20 protein-coding genes and 1 pseudogene are annotated in these 20,058 nt (G+C 41.6%); 6 read left to right on the top strand and 15 right to left on the bottom strand.

Features of this window, described 5'->3' with window-relative positions; translation table 11 throughout:
- Positions 1-45: 45 nt before the first annotated feature.
- Both K358_RS0101150 and lexA read right to left on the bottom strand, forming a co-directional pair.
- The gene (locus K358_RS0101150; RefSeq protein WP_027695117.1) at positions 46-870 is read right to left on the bottom strand and encodes a class I SAM-dependent methyltransferase; all 825 of its coding nucleotides are present in this window, start codon (positions 868-870) and stop codon (positions 46-48) included.
- A 113-nt stretch (positions 871-983) separates the two neighbouring features.
- Positions 984-1,607, bottom strand: a complete 624-nt coding sequence (gene lexA / locus K358_RS0101145) for a transcriptional repressor LexA (RefSeq protein ID WP_027695116.1) — start codon at positions 1,605-1,607, stop codon at positions 984-986.
- Between the two features lie 258 nt (positions 1,608-1,865).
- On the opposite strand from lexA, the gene plsB reads away from it, so the two are divergent.
- Positions 1,866-4,301, top strand: a complete 2,436-nt coding sequence (gene plsB / locus K358_RS0101140; protein WP_027695115.1) for a glycerol-3-phosphate 1-O-acyltransferase PlsB — start codon at positions 1,866-1,868, stop codon at positions 4,299-4,301.
- Positions 4,302-4,388: 87 nt separating this feature from the next.
- Here the strand turns inward: plsB and ubiA are convergent, their stop codons facing one another.
- From ubiA to ftsY, 8 genes are all read right to left on the bottom strand, one after another.
- A complete protein-coding gene (gene ubiA, locus K358_RS0101135; protein ID WP_027695114.1) occupies positions 4,389-5,243 on the bottom strand; it encodes a 4-hydroxybenzoate octaprenyltransferase in 855 nt (284 codons plus the stop codon).
- A gap of 5 nt (positions 5,244-5,248) precedes the next feature.
- Complete coding sequence (locus K358_RS0101130; RefSeq protein WP_027695113.1) at positions 5,249-5,797, bottom strand: chorismate lyase; 549 nt, start codon at positions 5,795-5,797, stop codon at positions 5,249-5,251.
- A gap of 105 nt (positions 5,798-5,902) precedes the next feature.
- Complete coding sequence (glpG, locus tag K358_RS0101125) at positions 5,903-6,733, bottom strand: rhomboid family intramembrane serine protease GlpG (RefSeq protein WP_027695112.1); 831 nt, start codon at positions 6,731-6,733, stop codon at positions 5,903-5,905.
- Positions 6,734-6,871: 138 nt separating this feature from the next.
- The gene (gene glpE / locus K358_RS0101120; RefSeq protein WP_027695111.1) at positions 6,872-7,195 is read right to left on the bottom strand and encodes a thiosulfate sulfurtransferase GlpE; all 324 of its coding nucleotides are present in this window, start codon (positions 7,193-7,195) and stop codon (positions 6,872-6,874) included.
- A gap of 425 nt (positions 7,196-7,620) precedes the next feature.
- Positions 7,621-8,475 carry an RNA polymerase sigma factor RpoH gene (rpoH, locus tag K358_RS0101115; protein WP_027695110.1) on the bottom strand — a complete coding sequence of 285 codons (855 nt, stop codon included), beginning with the start codon at positions 8,473-8,475 and terminating at the stop codon, positions 7,621-7,623.
- Between the two features lie 256 nt (positions 8,476-8,731).
- Positions 8,732-9,703 (bottom strand): permease-like cell division protein FtsX, encoded by a 972-nt coding sequence (gene ftsX, locus K358_RS0101110; protein ID WP_027695109.1) that lies wholly within the window; start codon positions 9,701-9,703, stop codon positions 8,732-8,734.
- Positions 9,693-10,367 carry a cell division ATP-binding protein FtsE gene (gene ftsE, locus K358_RS0101105; protein WP_027695108.1) on the bottom strand — a complete coding sequence of 225 codons (675 nt, stop codon included), beginning with the start codon at positions 10,365-10,367 and terminating at the stop codon, positions 9,693-9,695. The genes ftsX and ftsE overlap by 11 nt, the downstream gene beginning before the upstream one ends.
- Positions 10,368-10,405: 38 nt before the next feature.
- The gene (gene ftsY, locus K358_RS0101100; RefSeq protein ID WP_027695107.1) at positions 10,406-11,644 is read right to left on the bottom strand and encodes a signal recognition particle-docking protein FtsY; all 1,239 of its coding nucleotides are present in this window, start codon (positions 11,642-11,644) and stop codon (positions 10,406-10,408) included.
- Between the two features lie 204 nt (positions 11,645-11,848).
- Here ftsY and rsmD point away from each other — a divergent pair, with 204 nt between their 5' ends.
- The gene (gene rsmD / locus K358_RS0101095; protein ID WP_027695106.1) at positions 11,849-12,442 is read left to right on the top strand and encodes a 16S rRNA (guanine(966)-N(2))-methyltransferase RsmD; all 594 of its coding nucleotides are present in this window, start codon (positions 11,849-11,851) and stop codon (positions 12,440-12,442) included.
- Positions 12,443-12,490: 48 nt separating this feature from the next.
- A pseudogene (locus K358_RS17795) lies at positions 12,491-12,667 on the top strand (DUF1145 domain-containing protein); the annotation flags it as partial.
- 60 nt (positions 12,668-12,727) lie between these two features.
- Here the strand turns inward: K358_RS17795 and K358_RS0101085 are convergent.
- The 3 genes from K358_RS0101085 to K358_RS0101075 form a co-directional block, all read right to left on the bottom strand.
- Entirely contained in the window at positions 12,728-13,312 is a 585-nt protein-coding gene (locus K358_RS0101085; RefSeq protein ID WP_027695105.1) for a YhgN family NAAT transporter, read from the bottom strand.
- A gap of 91 nt (positions 13,313-13,403) precedes the next feature.
- A complete protein-coding gene (locus tag K358_RS0101080; RefSeq protein WP_027695104.1) occupies positions 13,404-14,030 on the bottom strand; it encodes a lysoplasmalogenase family protein in 627 nt (208 codons plus the stop codon).
- Positions 14,031-14,842: 812 nt separating this feature from the next.
- Complete coding sequence (locus K358_RS0101075) at positions 14,843-15,217, bottom strand: hypothetical protein (RefSeq protein WP_051241115.1); 375 nt, start codon at positions 15,215-15,217, stop codon at positions 14,843-14,845.
- Positions 15,218-15,659: 442 nt separating this feature from the next.
- Between K358_RS0101075 and K358_RS0101070 the strand changes: the two genes are divergently transcribed.
- Complete coding sequence (locus tag K358_RS0101070) at positions 15,660-15,992, top strand: DUF2500 domain-containing protein (RefSeq protein ID WP_027695102.1); 333 nt, start codon at positions 15,660-15,662, stop codon at positions 15,990-15,992.
- Between the two features lie 18 nt (positions 15,993-16,010).
- Here K358_RS0101070 and K358_RS0101065 read toward each other — a convergent pair whose 3' ends face one another.
- Positions 16,011-17,060, bottom strand: coding sequence for an acyltransferase (locus K358_RS0101065; RefSeq protein WP_027695101.1), 1,050 nt, complete (start codon positions 17,058-17,060; stop codon positions 16,011-16,013).
- 215 nt (positions 17,061-17,275) lie between these two features.
- Between K358_RS0101065 and K358_RS17790 the strand changes: the two genes are divergently transcribed.
- Both K358_RS17790 and K358_RS0101055 read left to right on the top strand, forming a co-directional pair.
- On the top strand, positions 17,276-18,259 hold the full coding sequence (locus K358_RS17790; RefSeq protein WP_038149412.1) for an alpha/beta fold hydrolase: 984 nt from the start codon (positions 17,276-17,278) through the stop codon (positions 18,257-18,259).
- Between the two features lie 118 nt (positions 18,260-18,377).
- Entirely contained in the window at positions 18,378-19,211 is an 834-nt protein-coding gene (locus tag K358_RS0101055; protein WP_038149410.1) for a Cof-type HAD-IIB family hydrolase, read from the top strand.
- A 242-nt stretch (positions 19,212-19,453) separates the two neighbouring features.
- Here the strand turns inward: K358_RS0101055 and K358_RS0101050 are convergent, their stop codons facing one another.
- Positions 19,454-19,906 carry an EVE domain-containing protein gene (locus K358_RS0101050; protein WP_027695099.1) on the bottom strand — a complete coding sequence of 151 codons (453 nt, stop codon included), beginning with the start codon at positions 19,904-19,906 and terminating at the stop codon, positions 19,454-19,456.
- Positions 19,907-20,058 lie beyond the last annotated feature (152 nt).

Here is a 20,058-nt window from a genome sequence, read left to right as displayed (position 1 = left end):
GAAGTCACTTGGGTATAAGCAAAGAAATTATTAGCCGTGATTGATCTACCAACTCAAATGAATCATGGTTGGGGTAAGTCTATGCTTGATAAAAGGCAACTTAGAAACCAATTTCTGCCAAGCTCGCCAACGCTTACAGTTATGTTCGACAGGAGAGCGTGCTTTAATCCGATCAATCCATGGCAGCCAAGATAAAACACTAGTTACAGGATCTTTTAAGCCATGCTTATAGAGTGAACAGCCCATTTTCTTGCCCCAGTGTGATTGGCTCTTATCACCCGCCAACACCAAGCAAGCTTGAGCATGAGAAAAATGTCGCCCAAGTTTTTGCACAAAATGCGCCACTTGATTGCGAGGTTGCAGCAATAGCGCTTGCTCACACACCACTAAAACCGGTGCGTTATCAGGAATCGATAATTGATCAAGCCACTTCATATCCGGCACGGAGCCGCACATCATTTTATAACGCTCACTATGATGAAAGAGTTTTTGTCGCCATAACAAGGTTTCATCGACATCGACTTCAATCCAATGACAAAGCCCATTATCTAAACGATAAAAACGGGTATCGAGTCCCGCACCGACATTAATGATCCACGCATTAGGATGGCGAGTAAGAAAGCGCGATACTTCCATATCACATAGTTGAGTAAGAGTGGCATGTAGTAACTGCTTTTGATCAATATCGCCGGCTAAGCATTCCGCCGAAAGGTGACAACGCTGACAAGCTCGCGCTGCAATCGGATCATAGACTAAACCATCATCAATCAAGCTTTCGCGACTACGTAACCACAAAGGCTGCAATAGCTCACTAGGAACTTGATAAGCTTGGCAAGTAGCGGGTTGAGTTGGATCAGAAGAAGCAGTCATCAATTAATCCCCTAGATTGAGATTAATTGATGATAATGATTATCATTTCATTTTACAAGCAGGTTTATATGAAATTTACTCATAACCCCAAGTAACATCAAGATGCAAAAATATTACATCCAAGTGTTATTGCGGATAATACCTACTGCTAACCCTTCAATGGTCAATTCTTGCTGAGTTAAATCCACTTCAATTGGACTAAACGCTTCATTTTCAGCATACAGGAAAACTTTCGAACCTTTACGTTCTAAACGCTTAACCGTCACATCTTCATCAACGCGCGCAACTACCACTTGGCCATCACGAACATCTTGAGTTTTATGAACCGCCAATAAATCGCCATCAACGATACCGATGTCTTTCATGCTCATCCCATGAACACGCAACAAAAAGTCAGCTTGCGGACGAAACATCGCAGGATCAACATGGTAATGGCTTTCCACATGTTCTTGCGCCAAAATTGGCTCACCGGCAGCCACTTGCCCAACGAGAGGTAGTCCTTGCTCTTCTAGCAATTCTTCTTCACTTTGCACAATACGAATGCCACGAGAGGCACCAGGAATAATTTCAATTACATTTTTTCGAGCTAATGCCTTTAAATGTTCTTCGGCAGCATTGGCCGAACGAAAACCTAATTCACGCGCAATTTCTGCACGAGTTGGTGGCATTCCAGTCATATCAATTTTATATTTGATCAATTCAAAGATTTGCTGTTGGCGAGGCGTCAACGGTTTCATAATTCACCTGTCTTTTTATACAGTTGACTGTGAGTATATACAGTAAAGTAAGATAACTCCAGAGATATGAATCACTTTTTGAGCATTGATTTGGGTCTTTCTTAGCCTCATATAACCATTAAATATACATCGATATTTTATCATTTGGTGTGATTTAACCGGAATAAGCTAATAGAACTGGCAACTTTCTGCTATTCTTGCAGCGCATTTTATATGGGGATTTAGCCCCGCTTTTTATATTTGAGGCTGTACACTGTTATGTCTTACGGACACCGCGTTTCTCGCTCACTTCTAAAATTGCCCCTTTCTTTTTTGGTTAAGGGTAAAACCATTCCAGCCAATCCGGTTGAAGAACTGACGTTAGATCTAACCAAGCCCATTGTCTATGCTCTGCCTTTTGATTCAGATATCGATCTGATCAGCTTACAAACACAAACTAAAGCGCTCGGTCTACCCGACCCACTAACGCCATTACAAATCAATGGCCAAGAATTTTCTCGTTTTGTGTTTCTAACCTCAAAAGGCATGACGACTCACAGTAAACAAATTCTACCCAAACAATCCGTTGAGTTATTTACTCAATTGCTCAAGTTGCATCAAGCCGATTCTGAGCTGGATATTCAGATGCTACCTACTTCTATTTTATGGGGTCGCAAGCCGAATCAAGAAGGTAAAGAAAAGCCATATTTACAGGCGATGAGTGCTTGTCAAAAAAGTCGCTTATTAGTTTCATCTGGCCGAGATTGTATGATCCGCTTTAGCCCTGTAGTGTCATTGCGTTATATGGCCGATACCCATGGCGTAGATGAAACCATCGCTCATAAATTAGCCCGAGTGGCGCGTATCCACTTTTCACGCCAAAAGTTAGCCGCCTCAGGCCCAAGCTTGCCACAGCGCCAAGTACTGTTTAACCGTTTGTTAAAATCGCCAGAGATCCAACAAGCCATTCAAGATGAAGCTAAGAGTAAAAATATCTCACTAGAAAAGGCGCAAAAACAAGCGCAAGGCATGCTAGAAGAAATTGCCGCCGACTTTTCTTATACCTTAATTCGTGTTGGCGCTCGCTTCTTAGGTTGGTTGTGGAACAAGCTATATCAAGGCTTAAATATCAATAACATGGCAGTTGTACGTAAACTGGCGCAAGATGGCCATGAAATCATTTATGTGCCTTGTCACCGCAGTCACATGGACTACCTACTCCTTTCTTACGTATTACATCATGAAGGTATGGTTCCGCCACACATTGCCGCAGGGGTAAACCTCAACTTCTTCCCAGCAGGCCCAATTTTCCGCCGTGGTGGCGCTTTCTTCATTCGCCGTAGTTTTAAAGGCAATAAGCTCTACTCCACCATTTTCCGTGAATATTTAGCGGAGCTGTTTACTAAAGGCTACTCAGTTGAGTTTTTCAGTGAAGGTGGCCGCTCACGTACCGGTCGTTTATTGCAAGCCAAAACCGGCATGCTGGCGATGACTATCCAAACCATGCTGCGTGGTTTAAACCGTCCAGTGACTTTAGTACCGGTTTATATTGGTTACGAACACGTGATGGAAGTGTCGACTTACGCCAAAGAATTAACCGGCAAACGTAAAGAGAAAGAAAGTGCCGGCATGGTACTGAAAACGCTACGTAAGCTACGTAACTTTGGCCAAGGCTATGTGAATTTTGGTGAGCCAATTAACCTCAACCAATACCTCAATGAAGAAATGCCAGGTTGGTCGAGTAAAGAAAGCCAAGCGCAAGATAGCAGCCAAAAGCCACAATGGATGAATCCCGTGGTAAATAAGCTTGCCAATAAAATGATGACGCATATTAATGATGCGGCAGCAGCCAATGCCCTGACACTCTGTGCCACTGCCTTATTAGCCTCGAATCAACGTGCTCTTTCTCGCCGTAAGCTTGAACAACAAATTAATTGTTACTTATCACTATTAACCCAAGTGCCTTATACGCCAACCAGTACCGTGCCAGATAGCAGCGCCGCACAATTGGTGGAACATGCAGAGAAACTAAATAAGTTTGTGGTAGAAACCGATGAACAAGGCGATATTATTTCTCTTGATCGACAACAATCGGTTCTAATGACTTATTATCGCAATAACATCATCCATTTATTTGCTTTGCCGTCGTTGATCGCTCACCTAGTGGTGCAAAAAGAACACATTTCTCGCGATGAGTTACACCAAGCAATTAGCTTGATCTACCCATTTTTGAAAGCTGAATTGTTCTTACATTATCAACAAGATCAACTAGACGCGGTGATCACGGATTTGGTAAATGAGCTACTACGCCAAAAATTGATTAAAGAAGACAATGGCGTGATTTCGATTAACCCTTCTCAAGTACAAGTGTTAATTCTACTCTCTCGCACTATTGTCGAAACCTTGCAACGCTATGCGATTGCGTTAACTCAACTAGTTGCGATGCCAGATATTGATAAAGCACTACTTGAAAAGCAAAGCCAAACTATTGCTCAGCGTTTAGGAAGATTACACGGTATTAATGCACCTGAGTTCTTCGATAAAGGGGTGTTTACCACTTTATTCCAAACGCTTAAACAACAAGGCTACTTAGCGCCACAAACGGAACAGCAGCACAAAATCGAAACCTTGGTCGATTTGCTGGGTGAACTATTATCACCCGAAGTTCAGCTGACGTTACAAGAAAGTATTATGCGTAAAGTGGATTCTAAATAATCAGCACGCCCTGCTGAAACTAGAAACAAAAATGCCGCCGATGATATGAAGTCACCGGCGGCATTTATATTTGGGTAGGAATAATGGTTAAATCACGCTAATCAATATCCCAATCGCGATAGCCATACCCACGTAGTTATTGTTTAAAAAGGCAGTGAAGCAGCTATCTCTTTCTCGATCTTTGATCATACGTTGTTGATAAACAAATAACGCTGCTGCAGCAAGCAGACTCCAATAATAAGCGGGTGAAAGCCCTATCCAATCACCCAATACCATTAATAATAATAAGCAGGCTAATTGTAATAATCCTATGATCAGTTTATCGAAGCGGCCAAACAAAATTGCCGTCGACTTAATACCAATTTTTAAATCATCATCTCGGTCCACCATGGCGTATTGAGTATCGTAAGCGATGGTCCACAACACATTAATCACAAACACCAACCACACTTCAGCTGGCAGTGTTCCCGATTCAGCAGCCCAGGCCATTGGAATCGCCCAACTAAATGCTAAACCCAAAAATAGTTGTGGTACATGAGTAAAGCGTTTCATAAAAGGATAAATAAACGCCAATACGACACCAACTAACGACAGTTCAATCGTCAGTGTATTCATACTTAGCACCAATAAAAATGACGCTAACACCAGTACGAAAAACAGTACCAAGGCTTCTTTACTCGATACCAAGCCTGACGGTAAAGGTCGATTCTTGGTGCGCTTAACATGGCCATCGACTTTCCGGTCGGCAAAATCATTAATCACACAACCGGCTGAACGCATGGTAAACACACCTAACGTAAAGACAATCGTTACGTCCCAGCCCGGCCAGCCATCGGCCGCTAACAATAATGCCCATAATGTTGGCCATAAAAGAAGTAATGAACCAATAGGACGGTTCATACGAGTAAGCTGCCAATAGGCTGCAGCTTTTGCCATAGTCATATCATTCATTCCTTGCGATAAATAGGCGATGGGGGAAGAAATAGCTCGGCAACCAACATAGGTTTTTTATTCATCCACAAACGAGAGCTACGTGCTGCCAATTCGCCTAATGGGGAAGATATAGTCGCTAAATGCAACTGATCTCGGGCCACTTGCTCTGCTTGAAATACCGTTAATCCTAGCGGAACTTCGCCTTGTTTAGACAAATCAAATTGCTCATCAGTTAATGACGAACGGGGAATTAAGGTACTACCCAGTAACCAAGGCTCACCATCAGCGGCTAACACCACTTCTCGTAGTAGATAGTCTTGATCTAAAGCGTCCGCTCTTAGCAACATATCACGTTGAAAGTCGGTTAATTGACCACTCGGGATAATTTGATTGCGCACCACTTCAGCAGACAAGTGCTGACATTGCTGAGAAAAGCGCATCGAGAGCGAACCTTGTTCTTGCAACCACTCTGCATCCAAACACTCAGCAAAATGAAACGACGATGCTGTTTGCCAATCAAGGCGAGTAAAATAATTAAAATATGAAGAATACATTTGCTCAATCATGTGTAAATCGTCGCTGAATATTACGGCCAATCGCCATTGTACCAATAGAATGACTTATCGAATATCCAACGCGAAAGAAAGGTAAACCTAAAGCACAAAAACTTATACTGCTTTTGACTGCCCTTCCAAGGCGGCTAAACCACAACCGGCAAGCAAGCCCGCTAAATGAGCGCTGTTGGCAATCGCCATAAATGGCTGAATAAAGCCTAACACCAACCAACCTAGCATAAAGATCACCAATGGACGCGGAACCGATAAACCTTTGTCAGGTCGACGCCAGCCAATAATCCATAAGTAGCCCAGCAAGGCATAAACAACGCCCGATAACCCGCCAAAGTTTGCCCCTTCAACCCAATATTGCGCCGCACCGGACAACGCAGCCGACAGGAGAAAAATTTGTAATAACTTACCCGAGCCTAGTTTCTTCTCAATATCGCCGCCAAACTGCCACCACCATAAAAGGTTAAAGGCAATATGAGCGACCGAAAAATGCAAGAAGGCATGACTGACCCAGCGCCATAATTGCCATTTTTGTTCAGGGTTGGCAGGAAAATGCAAAGATTGGAACAATGGCTGACCAAAACCAAAGAACAACAACCCATACACCACAAGGCAAATCGCCATAATCGCCAACGTCAAAGGGCCAGCTTTGGCTTTAATCTGAGCCATAAAGCTCGGTGAGTCATAATGAAATTGCTGAGTACGAGAGTCTGCCACCTGCCAGGAAGCCGCTTGATACTTTTGAGCGTGAGGGTTATCGACAAATAACTTGAGCTCCGCTTCTACTTCAATTTGATGTTCAGTTTGTTTTAACCACAGAGCGAACTGTCCTTCGCCTTCTGGAGTCATCAAAATTTCAATATCTCGCGATGCCATATAATCAATAAATGATTGTGCAATCCGAGGGTTATTTAAAGCGATCAAACGAATCATACGACTACCTATTAAATTTTTCGGTAATGATTAGCCGAAATGCGACCCCCAAAAAAGAGTCGGTTTAGCTTAACAATATCGAAGCCTAATAATACCAAAACTTAACATTTCAAAGCTTAATAATCCCAAAAAGAATGCTTAAGCCATTTTTATCATTGGCAAATCACTACGCTGCCATGCTTCAAAACCACCATCAACACTATACACCTCTTCGAAGCCTTGGTTTACCAAATATTGTGCCGCCCCTTGACTGCTTATACCGTGATAACACATCACTAATAATGGTTGATCAAACTCTAAATCTTCCATCAAGGCTACAATGGTATCGTTGGTTAGGTGTTTAGCTTGCTCTGCGTGGGCAACCGCAAAAGATTGTGGATCGCGGATATCTAATAACACCGCCGATTGATCGATTATCATTTTCTGAGCGTGTTCTACATCGATATGTTGAAACTGGTCCATTATTGTCTCCTTTTTCCATAATAAGGGCTGACTAGTATAACGTATCCCACAGCAAACAAAGACAGATAGAAAGTGAGGACACAGTGTTGTGTACATAATTTGTTCTCTTGTGGATAAAGCTGTGAATTACGTTGATAAAGTGTTTTTATTTTTTTAGATCCACAACATGTAGTAATGATCCTGATCTAAGTGTGGGTAAGCGTAATTTTATCAACATTCCCCAAAAGCCCTTAACACTATATATAGTGTATCGTGCCCTGCCATCGCCCCTAGCTTCTCCACACATTTACCCACAGAAAACGATCACCAGTGATTAGTCATTAGATCATTATCCATGATCGCGATAAATAAACTCGATCGCATAAAAAAGCCAAGATCATTTGATCTTGGCTTTTCATACTAAATTAACCGTTAATGAGATCGAATTAGAACTCACCTACCGCCAATTTTAATTTTTTCATCGCGTTCTTTTCTAACTGACGAATGCGCTCTGCCGAAACACTATACGTTTCCGCCAGTTCTTGTAGCGTTGCTTTTTGATCATCTAACCAACGAGAACGTACAATATGCTGACTACGCTCATCTAAAGTTGCTAATGCATGACCTAGGCGGTTATTGGTATGGGTTTCCCAGTTATCCGCTTCGATATTATCAGCAATGTCAGAATGCTTATCTTCTAAATACAAAACTGGCGCAGTATAAGAAGAGACAGAATCGTCATCTTCTGATGGCATCTCAAAGGTCGCATCTTGTGCCGCTAGACGAGATTCCATTTCACGCACTTCAGTGGTCGAAACACCCAACTCTTTGGCTACCGTTTCAACTTCACCATTATTAAACCAACCTAAGCGCTTCTTAGACTTACGTAGGTTAAAAAACAATTTACGCTGTGCTTTGGTGGTGGCAATTTTCACAATACGCCAGTTACGTAACACATATTCGTGAATTTCTGCCTTGATCCAATGCACTGCAAAAGACACCAAACGAACCCCCACTTCTGGGTTGAAACGTTTTACTGCCTTCATTAAGCCGATATTACCTTCTTGGATCAGATCCGCTAGAGGTAAACCATAACCAGAATAGCCACGCGCAACGTGTACAACAAAGCGTAGGTGCGACAAAATCAGGCCTTTCGCAGCCTCTATCTCACCGTGGTAATGTAGTCGCTCTGCTAAGTCACGTTCCTCTTCAACCGTCAGCATTGGGTAGCTATTGGCTGTACGAATATAGCTATCTAAACTATCTGAAGTGACTAAAGCCATTGGATATGCGTTTGACATTCAATTCCTCTTTTGTCTTTAAAAAATTAATAACACACTTTAAAAAAGACAGATTGCTTAATTTCAACCCACCTATTCTGGACCTTCTGCTAAAGATCTTCAAGGGGGTAACTATTATTCATAGCAAATCTCTAGAATGCAAGAGTGAATATAAATTGAATAGAAAAAAACCTACTAAACTCACATTCGCCTCATTTCCACATAAAAAAAGACCTCTACATTAGAGGTCTTATAATTCAATTGGTTCAGATTTTTATTAAACTGGTTCGATTTCTTTTAAATGCTTTCTGGCAGATAAATTCGCCGCTATCCAGCCTAAGGTAGAACCTAGCATCAACAATAAAATACTTTCATCCCAACCTAAACCGAGCAAGCTAAAGTGGCTATCATATAAGCTCGCTAAGGTATCGACCGCGCCACTTACCAACAAGGTAATAATTAAGGTTAAGAACCAAGCAATTAATGAACCTAATAGGCCAAGCCATAATCCGGTATACAAATAAGGTCGCAAGATAAAGCGGTCAGTTGCACCGATCAGCTTCATTACTTGGATTTCTTCTTTATGTGCCAAAATGTTGAATCGTAAGGTATTACCAACTATTAAGAACACCGACACTAGCATCAATAAAGCAAACGAATAAGCGACGATATATGACAAATGTTTAATCGCATCAAGACGAGCAAACCAATCTTCATCCAAACGAACGTCGGTCACATCGCTTTCTGCTTGCAGTTTTTTCGACAATGTTTTGATGTCATCGGTTTGTTGATGCTCAGGATTTGGCATCACCACCAGTACCGGCGGCAAAGCGGTATCATTTAATAGCGACATGGCTTGTTCTAAGCCTGCAAACTGGCTTAAATCTTCTAGGCCTTGTTGTGAGGAAATGTACTGCACCGATTCTACTTCAGGCCAAGTTTCAACTTGGTCTTTTAAAACCATCAAGCGAGCTTCTGGCGTACCTTCTTTTAAATACACACTCACTTGTGAGGCAGTATTCATATCTTCAGCAACCGTCGCAATGTTTTTGCCCGCGGTATAAAAGGTCGCAGGTAGTGTTAAAGACATTGATACTACAGCTAACGTCAAAATAGTGCCGAGAGGGCGAGCCATTAAACTACGAAAAGAATCTTTAGCTTGTTTGATGTGAGTTTGAAAAAAGCCTGCCGATTGTGGACGCGCATTCGCTTTAGACGATTTGGCCGCTTTAAGCTTCTTATTGGCCATAACGTTCTACCTCACTTAAAAAACCTTGGTTTAATTCAAAACGACGATATTGCGGGCGACTATTGACCAACTCTAAATCGTGGGTAGCAAAAATAATCGACACTCCAGCGCGGTTAAACTCTTCTAATAGATTGAGCACTTGATGAGATAAGTCATGATCTAGGTTACCCGTCGGTTCATCGGCTAATAACAAACGGGGACGATTCACTACCGCACGGGCAATCCCGACACGTTGCTGCTCACCGCCTGATAATTGACGCGGCAAACAAGGCGCTTTATCTAGCATGCCAATTTTATCTAAGGCAGCTGAAACGCGACGTTTGATCTCATTCTCAGAAGCGCCTTCGATACGCATTGGCAGCGCAACATTATCAAATACGGTACGATCCATCAGTAGCTTATGATCTTGGAAAATAATGCCAATATTACGACGTAAAAATGGAATATCTTTACTACCGATACGGCTAATATCATGATCATTAAAGTGGATCTTGCCATCACTAGGACGCTCGATCGCACAAATCAACTTCAGCAGAGTACTTTTACCTGCACCGGAATGCCCCCCAAGAAAGGCCATTTCGCCGCGACGTATATGAAAGTCGACTTTTTGCAGCGCTTGGTGACCACCACGGTATACCTTGCTGACTTGTTGAAACTTGATCATTTTTTTCCCTTAAAACTCACCCACAACATGGATAAAAATTATTCTTCTCGGCTAAATAGCGCTTCAATAAAGTCTTGTGCTTGGAATGGACGCAAATCATCAATGCCTTCACCTACCCCAATATAACGGATAGGAATTTGAAATTGATCGGCCAGCGCAAAGATAACGCCACCTTTAGCAGTACCATCTAATTTGGTTAGGTTAATACCTGTCACTGGTGCGACGTCACTAAATAACTTGGCTTGGCTAATCGCATTTTGACCGGTTCCTGCATCCAGTGTCAGCATAATTTCATGCGGCGCGGAATCGTCAATTTTCTTCATAACACGAACAATTTTACGCAACTCTTCCATCAAGTTACTTTTATTCTGTAAACGACCAGCCGTATCAGCAATCACCACATCAACACCGCGTGCTTTAGCCGCTTCAATGGCATCATAAATTACCGAGGCACTATCCGCACCAGTGTGTTGAGCGATAACGGGCACATCATTACGTTGACCCCACACTTGCAACTGCTCGACAGCAGCCGCGCGGAAAGTATCACCCGCCGCGAGCATCACCGACTTACCTTGCGATTGGAATTGTTTGGCTAGTTTACCTATGGTAGTAGTTTTACCGACACCATTCACACCAACCATTAAAATAACGTAAGGCGTTTTGCTGGTATCAATTTCTAGCGGTTGTTCAACATCGGCTAAGATATCCGCCATCTCTTGTTTTAAGAGACCATATAATGCTTCACCATCTTTTAGATCTTGGCGTGATGCTTTTTCCGTCAGATTATCAATAATTTTCACCGTGGTGTTCATGCCCACGTCAGCAATCAATAACTGCTCTTCTAATTCTTCAAATAATTCATCATCGATTTTCTTGCCTTTAAATAGGCCAAAAAATCCTGCGCCAATATTTTGTTTGGTGCGTTGCAAACTGCGCTTTAAACGTGCAAAGAAGCTTTCGGTTGGCTTAACTTGCTCTTGAACGCGATCAGTTTCTAATGCTTCGGCTTGTTGAGGGGACTCTTCTTGCTCAGCGTCATCTTCTTGCGATAACTCAGCGGCCGCCTCTACTTCAGGCTCAACGTCTTGTTCAATGGCTTCAATATCGTCATTGGTCGAGGTTTGCTCTGGCGTTTGCTGTTCAACTTCTGCTTGTTCATCCGCTTCTACGGCTTCATCTTGCTGTGCTTCAATATTTTGGTCGGATGAGGCTTTATTCTCTTCTTCTTCAGCAAAACCGAGCCAAGAGAGTAAACCGCGTTTCTTTTTAGCTGTCATGAACAAGTCCTAGCATGCACTTTGATTAAAAGTGGCAAATTTATTTAAGTTTGAGTGGGTAACTAACGCGTAACTAACACATTGACCAGCAATAATAGCCAAACATCCGTAATCAGAAAACGGCAAAGTTCTGCACCTTGAAGTTACTTCTGTATATAATATCACTTTATTAGGGCTCTCAAAAATCTATCTGCGGTTTATTCTATGCAAAGACGTAAAGCTTCACCTTCTCAATCAACCAAAGGCAATGTTGGTTTTGTGCGCATCATCAGTGGCTTATGGCGAGGCCGCAAGTTACCGGTCCATGATGCTCAAGGTTTACGACCCACGACGGACCGCGTCAAAGAAACATTATTTAATTGGTTAGCAGCTGATATTCCTCATGCTCGCTGTCTTGATTTATTTGCCGGCTCCGGTGGATTAGGTTTTGAATCGGCTTCACGCCAAGCAAAACTGGTGACTATGGTAGAGCTCAATAAACAGGCTTACCAACAGTTAGTAACCAATAGTAGCCAACTCAAAGCCAACAATATTGAGATCCATCAACAAGATGCCTTGCAATTTTTACAGCAATCAGGGAAAGCTTACGATGTGGTCTTTATCGATCCCCCTTTTCGCCAAGGCTTACTTGGGCAAACTCTCAACTTATTACAACAAAATGGTTGGCTGGCAGAAAATGGCTTAGTCTATATCGAAACCGAAAAAGAGCTGCAATTACCTGAAATTCCAAAGCATTGGCAACTACATCGTGAAAAAACAGCCGGACAAGTTTGCTACCGCCTGTATCAACTTAGCTAAAGCCGACACACTACGGAGCGACGGGTAAAGAAAGTATTAAACCTATTAGCGAAAGCCTTTATGTTACTGGTGTGGGCGGTATTTATTACTAACCTAGTTAAGCCATTTCCGGGTATAGCGCATATTACACTGAATGTGATAGCGGTTTTCACCTTGTTTATGCATGGGCTACAAAGCCTGCTATTTTCCAGTGCGCTTGGCGAAGGAGTGGCACTGACACGCTAGGAAAAAATTTCGATTGTGTTGTTTGGTACTTTTGCGTTACTCGACCTGACAAATAATTATTTAACCTAAATACTGTTTCAGCCCATCTAAGAACATTTGCGTCGACATCATCACCAATAACAGCCCCATTAAACGCTCAATCGCTTTTAGGCCCTTTTCACCCAAAATCCGATGGAAGAAGTTATAGAACATCAAGATCAAAAAGGTTCCGCCCCAAGCGAGGAATACCGCAATCGACCAATCCAACATACGATCCGGAGATTGAGTCGATAACAGTAATAAAGAAGCGATCACTGATGGCCCTGCAATCATAGGGATCGCCATAGGCACAAAGAATGGCTCTTCACCAGCAGCAAGACCAACTACACCACCAGGTTGTGGGAAAATCATTCGAATCGCGATAATAAATAAAATCAAACCACCCGAGATACTCAAGGTTTCCGCTTTTATATGCAAAAACCCTAAGATGGATTTACCTGCATATAAAAAGAGCAACAAAATCACTAAAGCAAATAACAGCTCACGTACCAATACAATACGGCGACGTTTCGGTTCTAGGTGCTTCAAGATAGAAAGAACGACCGGTAGGTTACCAAGCGGGTCCATGATCAGAAATAGCATCACTGCTGCTGATAAAATTTCCATAAAAAATCCAATTCAAATAATAAGATAATGCGCTTTTAATGTGGCGCGTGGTTGGTTGAATCCACCAGCTATTCGCTCAGGTTAGCAAAAATTACTTCAATACAATTGGCGCGATAATCAAAATATGAGCACTAGAATAGCAACACAGGATCCAAGCATAAGAATGTTTAAACGGTTTTCTAAAATAATGAAGCGCCCAAACTAATACCGTGATAGCGAGCAATAACGCCCCTAAAAAACCACTAATATCTAATAAAGTACCATTGATATATAAGAGCTCACCTGCAGCCCATAACATCTGCCATAAAATTAAAGCCACCACCGACGCTTGCATCGCAAAACTATCTAGCAATGGCAATACCAACAAAAAGGCAACCACAACGAGAGCAAAAGACGGTATAGCCACCGTCCAACTTAATGAATCAACTTGAAACCAGAAATCTAAGCTGTAACAGAGACAAGCTATCGAGAAAAAACATAACTGAAGATTTCTATGTTTGGGGGCAAACTCTTCGACGGCATAACATAAAGTAAAAAAAGCTAAAGCTAAAAACGAGAGTAACCACGACAGGTGAGTCAAGTCGTATTTCAGCAGCAAGCTACTCATTAAGCCAATAAAAAGCAATAACTTGGAGACAGCCAGCCATTTAGGTTGTTCAAGCTTTATAGACACAAGCATGGGGAGTAATAGCCCCCCCATCAATAGCCAATACCACATGCGTTTCCCCTTTCAATTTATCAACTTAGTGTAGAGAGAGGCTTGCGGAAGGTAAAGGTGAAAATAGTCAAGCTTAGACAACCGATGATCTTAGTTATTACCCCCCAAATCACTAACCCATTAAAACAAGCGTAAAAGGTTAAAATCGGCCCCTAACAGATAAAAACAAACCTTTTACAGAACAACAAATGAACAACCGAATAAATGATATATATAACAACAGGTTAAACACAAAAAAGGCGTACTAAAAACAACCAATAAATAAATTAAAATATTCTATTGCCAATTAAGCCTATACACGCCATCTAAAGATGATAATCACTATCAACACCCCCAGAAATTCCAACCACTATTCAAGTTAAGCGATTAAACCCAAGGTCAGTGATACTATTGACCAAAATTATAAGTTTAAAAAAAACAAACCACCAAAAAACAAAAAAAACCAATTTAAACAATAAAAATCAATTAGTTAAATAAAAACAATCAACACCATAAATGGAATAATGGTTTTCAAAAATAAAAACAAAAATATTTAATGGTCACAATGAGCAATTTTTCTGACACTAAACTTACATTTATAGGACGATATCAAATAGATCTAGATCAACTGCGCTTTTTTTGTTATATTAGCTGCATATCTAATCAACCAGAAGGAAGTTTTCACATGACAACATCTCAAAGACAAGGATTGGTATTAATTGCAGTAATGGTTGGTTTAATGACTCTACCAATGATTTCTTAATTAAATACTAAAACAAAAAAGGACGCTAATAGCGTCCTTTTTTGTTTATATTCAATAGTTTGAACTAATTTTATTGCAAATTTAAATGATGAGCCACTACATCCCAATGGATTGAGTAAAATAAAATCGCACCTAGTGTGATTGCCAGCATTAACAAAATTGCCACCCCCCAAACAAAACGACCACTTCTTGGTGTCAGTTCCTTTTCACACTCAATACACGCCTGAATAAAAGCGGCTGTTGATTTCGGATCAACCTCATCATCATCTAATAATTGTTGACGACTTTGAGCGATTAAATGAATTCTTTGAGCAACATCATGAGGCAAACGCGTCACGCAACTTTCGGTCAGCTCAATTAAGCCTTGTCCTTTAGCGTGATATTGCTCTCTCAATAAACGTTCTAAACGACGAGTATGTAAAACTACTTTTTCAATATCGGACACTCTACACACCTCTTAGCCACGAATCATATATAAGAATAAACCAACATCAGTCCTATAAAACCAGTCATATGTCGACAAAAACGAGACTGGATCACGATTTATTCTATTAGGTTAGGTAATATCTAGCGTAATTTGGATGCTATACCCAAGTAACTTCAAGATACGAGTTTCAGCAAGAATAAAACAAGCTTTAGGCAAGGCAAAGTGAATATGATCATAGTTATTCTATCTCTGTTCAGTTTAACGCAGCATAAAGCTTGTTTTAACTTGCCCTTTGGGAGCTTCATCCAAACCTTTATGCCGCGTCAGCTTGATTTGAAAGGTGCCTACATTCCTTCACCAATCTTCCTTACCTAAAGGTTTGGATGATAGCTCTGAATTCTGTATCTTGAAGTCACTTGGGTATATGTACTGTAAAATTAATTATTTAGGATGTATCACTATGCCAATCACTTTATTAATTAGCCTTATTTTACTCATCGGGCTGGCTGCATGGATGTATCGCCAATTCCATAAAAAGCACAACTTAGGGTTAGATGCACCAGAGCAAAAAGTCAAAGTGATGGTTCTCGATAAACAAACCATCGATATTCCTGAAGCTCAACCTGGCCAAGAAGATCAAGAGCATTGGATTTATGTACAAAAACTCCCAGTTGGCCCTAAGCGAGAATTTAAAGTTGGTATCCATTACTACAGTGCATTAAATCCAGGTGATAAAGGCACACTCACTTATCAAGGTGATAAATTCCTTCACTTTGCTCTATTAAGAGAATAATCCCCATTGAGCCCTGCCTTAAGACTTGCTTACCACAGGCAGTAACCAGCAAGTCTTACTAGAACGAGTAATTAGCCAGCTTAATCCCAACGCTCCTGCACCACTCAACACTACCCAAACAGGAATTACCCAAATTGGATGGCCTTGATACCAACCATAAGTTTTCATCGGCCATAGAAAAATTGGATGTAGAATATACACCCCCAAGCTGTGATCGCTAATAAAGCCAATCACTCGTTTCACCTTACCGGTAATAAGCTCACCAAAATAACGAGCTAACATAAATATCATGGTAGCCGCTAATACGGTATTCAAGGTTTTATAAGAAAGCCAACGTCCTACTGTGTACTCACCTACTTCAACGCTATCGGTTATCACCGAAAACCCAGTCACCAATAATGCAGCTACGCCCAATACCGTCATCCCCATCATGAGCGACTTATCTAGCGGCAGTTTTTGATAACACGCATAGCCCAATAATAGATAACCACTATATAAATAATATTGATTACTCCATGGGCCATCAAAACTCAGTAAGTAAAAGGTCGTGGTCAATAGCCATAGCATCACCAAGATAAACAACCCGGTGTTATCAATTTTTTGCACTAAAACTTGTAAGAAAGGAACAACGAAATACAAAGGAAGGAAATAATAGAAAAATCCAAGGTGGTAGTAAGTTGCATGGTGAAAACTATCCGCTAACACCGAGGAAGCAAGCTCACCATCAAAGCCATTGATTCCCCAACCAGAAAGATAAGCATAAAACAACGACCAAATTAAAAAGGGAACTAACACTTTGCCAAATCGGCGTTGCAGATAATATTTGGCATCAAATGGGCGAGTGTCGCTGAGTAACAAAGCACCAGAGATCATAATAAACACCGGTACCGCCCAGCGAGATACGCTATTGAGGCTTACCGCGGTGACCCATTGATTAAAAGGAATAGCCCCAAGCTCATGACGATAAGGGGCAAGCACATGAATTGCGATAACAAAAATAGCCGCAACACAACGTAATAAATCAAAGAAAAAAACCCGTGACTGGGTAGGTTGGCTCACTGGCGGCATAAAGTGTCACTCCATGGTTACTTTATCCATCTACCATAAAGCAACAATAACAGCATAGCTATAACCTGAACAAAACTTAACCTATAATCACTGTCATCAATGCTTCATATTTAAAACCATAAAATGTCCACTGAAATAGCCAAGAAATCACTACGGAAGACAGGAAAAAAGTGGCATAGTTAAACCAACACCACAGAGTAAAGATTAAGCCGAATATGATTGAACACAATGAAGAATGGCAACGTGAACAACGATTAATAGAGTTTTCACAACAGACCTTAACCCCTTTCTGGCAATCACGAAATGGCGGGTTTATTGAGGGCCAACAGGGCAAGAAATTGTACTGGGTGTCTTTTACTCGTCCGGAAAATAGCAAAGTTATTTTATTGGTCAATGGCCGGATTGAGAGTGTTTATAAGTACCAAGAAGTGTTTTGGGATTTAGTCGAGCAAGGGTATGACGTTTACTCTTATGACCATCGTGGCCAAGGCATGTCAGAGCGATGCTGCGCCGATAAACAAATCGGTCATGTTGAGCATTTCGACTACTACATTAAAGATATGCACCATGTGGTTGAAGCGTTTGATTTTGGCCGCTACCAACAACGCTTTATTTTAGCTCACTCAATGGGAGGGGCAATTTCAACCCGTTATCTTCAAACTCATCCAAACCATAGGTTTGATGCGATTGCACTCAGCGCGCCAATGATTGGTATTCAAATGCAATGGTATCTGCGCCCGATATCAGGCCCTCTCACCAAATGGATGTCATCTCGCAGCCCAGATCCTACTTATGCACCGGGGCAAAAACCGTATTATAACAAGCCCTTTGAAACCAATGATCTGACCCACAGTGCGCTTCGTTACCAATGGTTTCGCGGTTTATATGAGCAACAGCCAGACATTCAACTCGGGGGCGTCAGCACTCACTGGGCTCATCAATCATTAATCGCCGCTAAGCTCTGTGGTAAAGAAGCGCATAAATTGAGTTTACCTGTACTATTGATGCAAGCCAGTCAAGACACTATCGTCGATAATGCTGCCCAGCGGCGCTTTATCAACAAGCTCAATAAAACCAAGCCAGGGTTAGCGCAATTGGCAGTAATACAAGGTGCTCGCCACGAATTGTTTTTTGAAACCGATGAACTACGTAGCCAAGCTCTTGCTCAATGCCTGAATTTTTTTGCTCAGCAATCTTAATGCCCAGCGACTTTACATCAATAAAAAAGAGGAAACCAACTATGCAAGCTTTACCCTCTTTTTTCCCCTTAAATTAACGTAAACTATTCCTGTTTTTAAATGATTCTATAGAGGCAATATGTCAAACAACACGCTTTCTCAACCTGCTCTACAAGATGTACATATTGTTGCATCGGATCTAGATGGCACGCTATTGTTGCCCGATCACACCTTAGGTGCATTCACCAAGCAAACCCTGAAGAAGCTACATGAACAAGGCATGACGTTTATTTTTGCCACCGGTCGCCATCATGTTGACGTTGAAAGCTTCCGCGCCAGTGCGGGCATTCCTGCTTATATGATCACTTCTAATGGCGCACGCGTTCATTCTCCAGATAATGAATTGCTGTATAGCAAAAATCTGCCTGAAGATGTGATTCAACCGATTGTCGATATCATCAAACAAGATCCAGACCACCGCATTCATATCTATCGCAGCAACGATTGGCTGACCGACAAAGAAGATCTCAAACTCAGCAAACATCACCAAGAGTCTGGCTTTAATTATTCATTATTCGATACTGATAACGCGCCAACTGAAGACATAGCTAAGTTATTCTTTACTCATACCGATCATGATCATTTAGCCGCTTATGAACAGCAGCTAAAAGAACAGTTTGGCGACCGCATCAGCATTGCCTTCTCAACGCCTTGGTGTTTAGAAATGATGGCACCTAATGTGTCAAAAGGGGACGCGCTATTAGCCGTGGCCAACAAGCTGGGCAAAGAACTTGATCATTGCATCGCATTTGGCGACGGCATGAATGATGTGGAAATGCTAGCCGCGGCACATAAAGGTTTAATCATGGGCACCGCTCACGACAAAGTGATGAAAGCGCTACCAAACAATGACATTATTGGTAGCAGCATCGACGAAGCCGTGGCGCACTACTTAGAAGATCACTTGTTGTAATACCAATCGTACTAATTATCTGATCATCCTTGCTTGTTAAAAGGCTCGATAACTTCGTTGGAAATTTTGATTGTAGAATAACTACTAACCGAAAATTTTCGCCTTGTTCTCAAGCCTTTTTTCTACGCAATTTCTGACCATCTAATTAGTGTGATTGGTATAAGACCTAGTCCAACAAATAGTTGAATCAAAAATGGCAGCTCAATTAAGCTGCCATTTTTATCTACCCATCGGGTATAACTCTATTCTTTATCTAAAATCGTCTGCCATTCAAATTCAGTCACGGGCATGATCGATAAACGATTTCCTCTTTTCACCAAAGGCATATTTTCCAATTCAGGCATGGCTTTCATTTCCGCCAAACTAATAATGCGGCTGGTTTTACGAACAAACTCAATATCCACCATTACCCATCGTGGGTTGCTCGGATCAGACTTAATATCAAAATAAGGACTTTCTGGATCAAATTGAAAGTGATCTGGGTATGCGTTTTTCACCACTTTGGCGATACCTGCCACGCCGATCTTTTTGCAAGAAGAATGGTAGATCAACACCTCATCCCCCACTTTCACTTCATCACGCAACATATTACGGGCTTGATAATTGCGGACTCCCTCCCAACACGCGACATTTTGCACTCGCAAAGTATCAATCGAAAAAGTGTCGGGTTCAGTTTTAAATAACCAATATGCCATAATGAACCTTCTGTTTTGCTGTCAGTCTATGAAAAATAGATTATTTATACCCAAAGTAATTGGAGCTGCAGTGAGGCGACAAGTGAATGAGGCCCCATGAGCATAGCTTGTCTATGTGATTGGGGCGAATGAACGCCGGCAACAAAGCTGCA

This window comes from Vibrio litoralis DSM 17657 (genome assembly GCF_000426765.1).
GTDB lineage: Bacteria > Pseudomonadota > Gammaproteobacteria > Enterobacterales > Vibrionaceae > Vibrio > Vibrio litoralis.
Note: the sequence above shows the minus strand (reverse complement) of the source record. Positions and strands in the feature narration are given on the sequence as shown.

Bases quoted from the DNA above. Each gene is read 5' to 3' on its own strand.
- glpG (WP_027695112.1), bottom strand. From the start codon at position 6,733: ATGATTCGTTTGATCGCTTTAAATAACCCTCGGATTGCACAATCATTT.
- ftsE (WP_027695108.1), bottom strand. From the start codon at position 10,367: ATGATCAAGTTTCAACAAGTCAGCAAGGTATACCGTGGTGGTCACCAA.
- K358_RS0101085 (WP_027695105.1), bottom strand. From the start codon at position 13,312: ATGGAAATTTTATCAGCAGCAGTGATGCTATTTCTGATCATGGACCCG.
- glpE (WP_027695111.1), bottom strand. From the start codon at position 7,195: ATGGACCAGTTTCAACATATCGATGTAGAACACGCTCAGAAAATGATA.
- K358_RS0101065 (WP_027695101.1), bottom strand. From the start codon at position 17,060: ATGCCGCCAGTGAGCCAACCTACCCAGTCACGGGTTTTTTTCTTTGAT.
- ubiA (WP_027695114.1), bottom strand. From the start codon at position 5,243: ATGACTATGGCAAAAGCTGCAGCCTATTGGCAGCTTACTCGTATGAAC.
- K358_RS0101080 (WP_027695104.1), bottom strand. From the start codon at position 14,030: ATGTGGTATTGGCTATTGATGGGGGGGCTATTACTCCCCATGCTTGTG.
- rsmD (WP_027695106.1), top strand. From the start codon at position 11,849: ATGCAAAGACGTAAAGCTTCACCTTCTCAATCAACCAAAGGCAATGTT.
- K358_RS0101055 (WP_038149410.1), top strand. From the start codon at position 18,378: ATGTCAAACAACACGCTTTCTCAACCTGCTCTACAAGATGTACATATT.
- plsB (WP_027695115.1), top strand. From the start codon at position 1,866: ATGTCTTACGGACACCGCGTTTCTCGCTCACTTCTAAAATTGCCCCTT.
- ftsY (WP_027695107.1), bottom strand. From the start codon at position 11,644: ATGACAGCTAAAAAGAAACGCGGTTTACTCTCTTGGCTCGGTTTTGCT.
- ftsX (WP_027695109.1), bottom strand. From the start codon at position 9,703: ATGGCCAATAAGAAGCTTAAAGCGGCCAAATCGTCTAAAGCGAATGCG.
- K358_RS17790 (WP_038149412.1), top strand. From the start codon at position 17,276: ATGATTGAACACAATGAAGAATGGCAACGTGAACAACGATTAATAGAG.
- K358_RS0101150 (WP_027695117.1), bottom strand. From the start codon at position 870: ATGACTGCTTCTTCTGATCCAACTCAACCCGCTACTTGCCAAGCTTAT.
- lexA (WP_027695116.1), bottom strand. From the start codon at position 1,607: ATGAAACCGTTGACGCCTCGCCAACAGCAAATCTTTGAATTGATCAAA.
- K358_RS0101070 (WP_027695102.1), top strand. From the start codon at position 15,660: ATGCCAATCACTTTATTAATTAGCCTTATTTTACTCATCGGGCTGGCT.
- K358_RS0101050 (WP_027695099.1), bottom strand. From the start codon at position 19,906: ATGGCATATTGGTTATTTAAAACTGAACCCGACACTTTTTCGATTGAT.
- rpoH (WP_027695110.1), bottom strand. From the start codon at position 8,475: ATGTCAAACGCATATCCAATGGCTTTAGTCACTTCAGATAGTTTAGAT.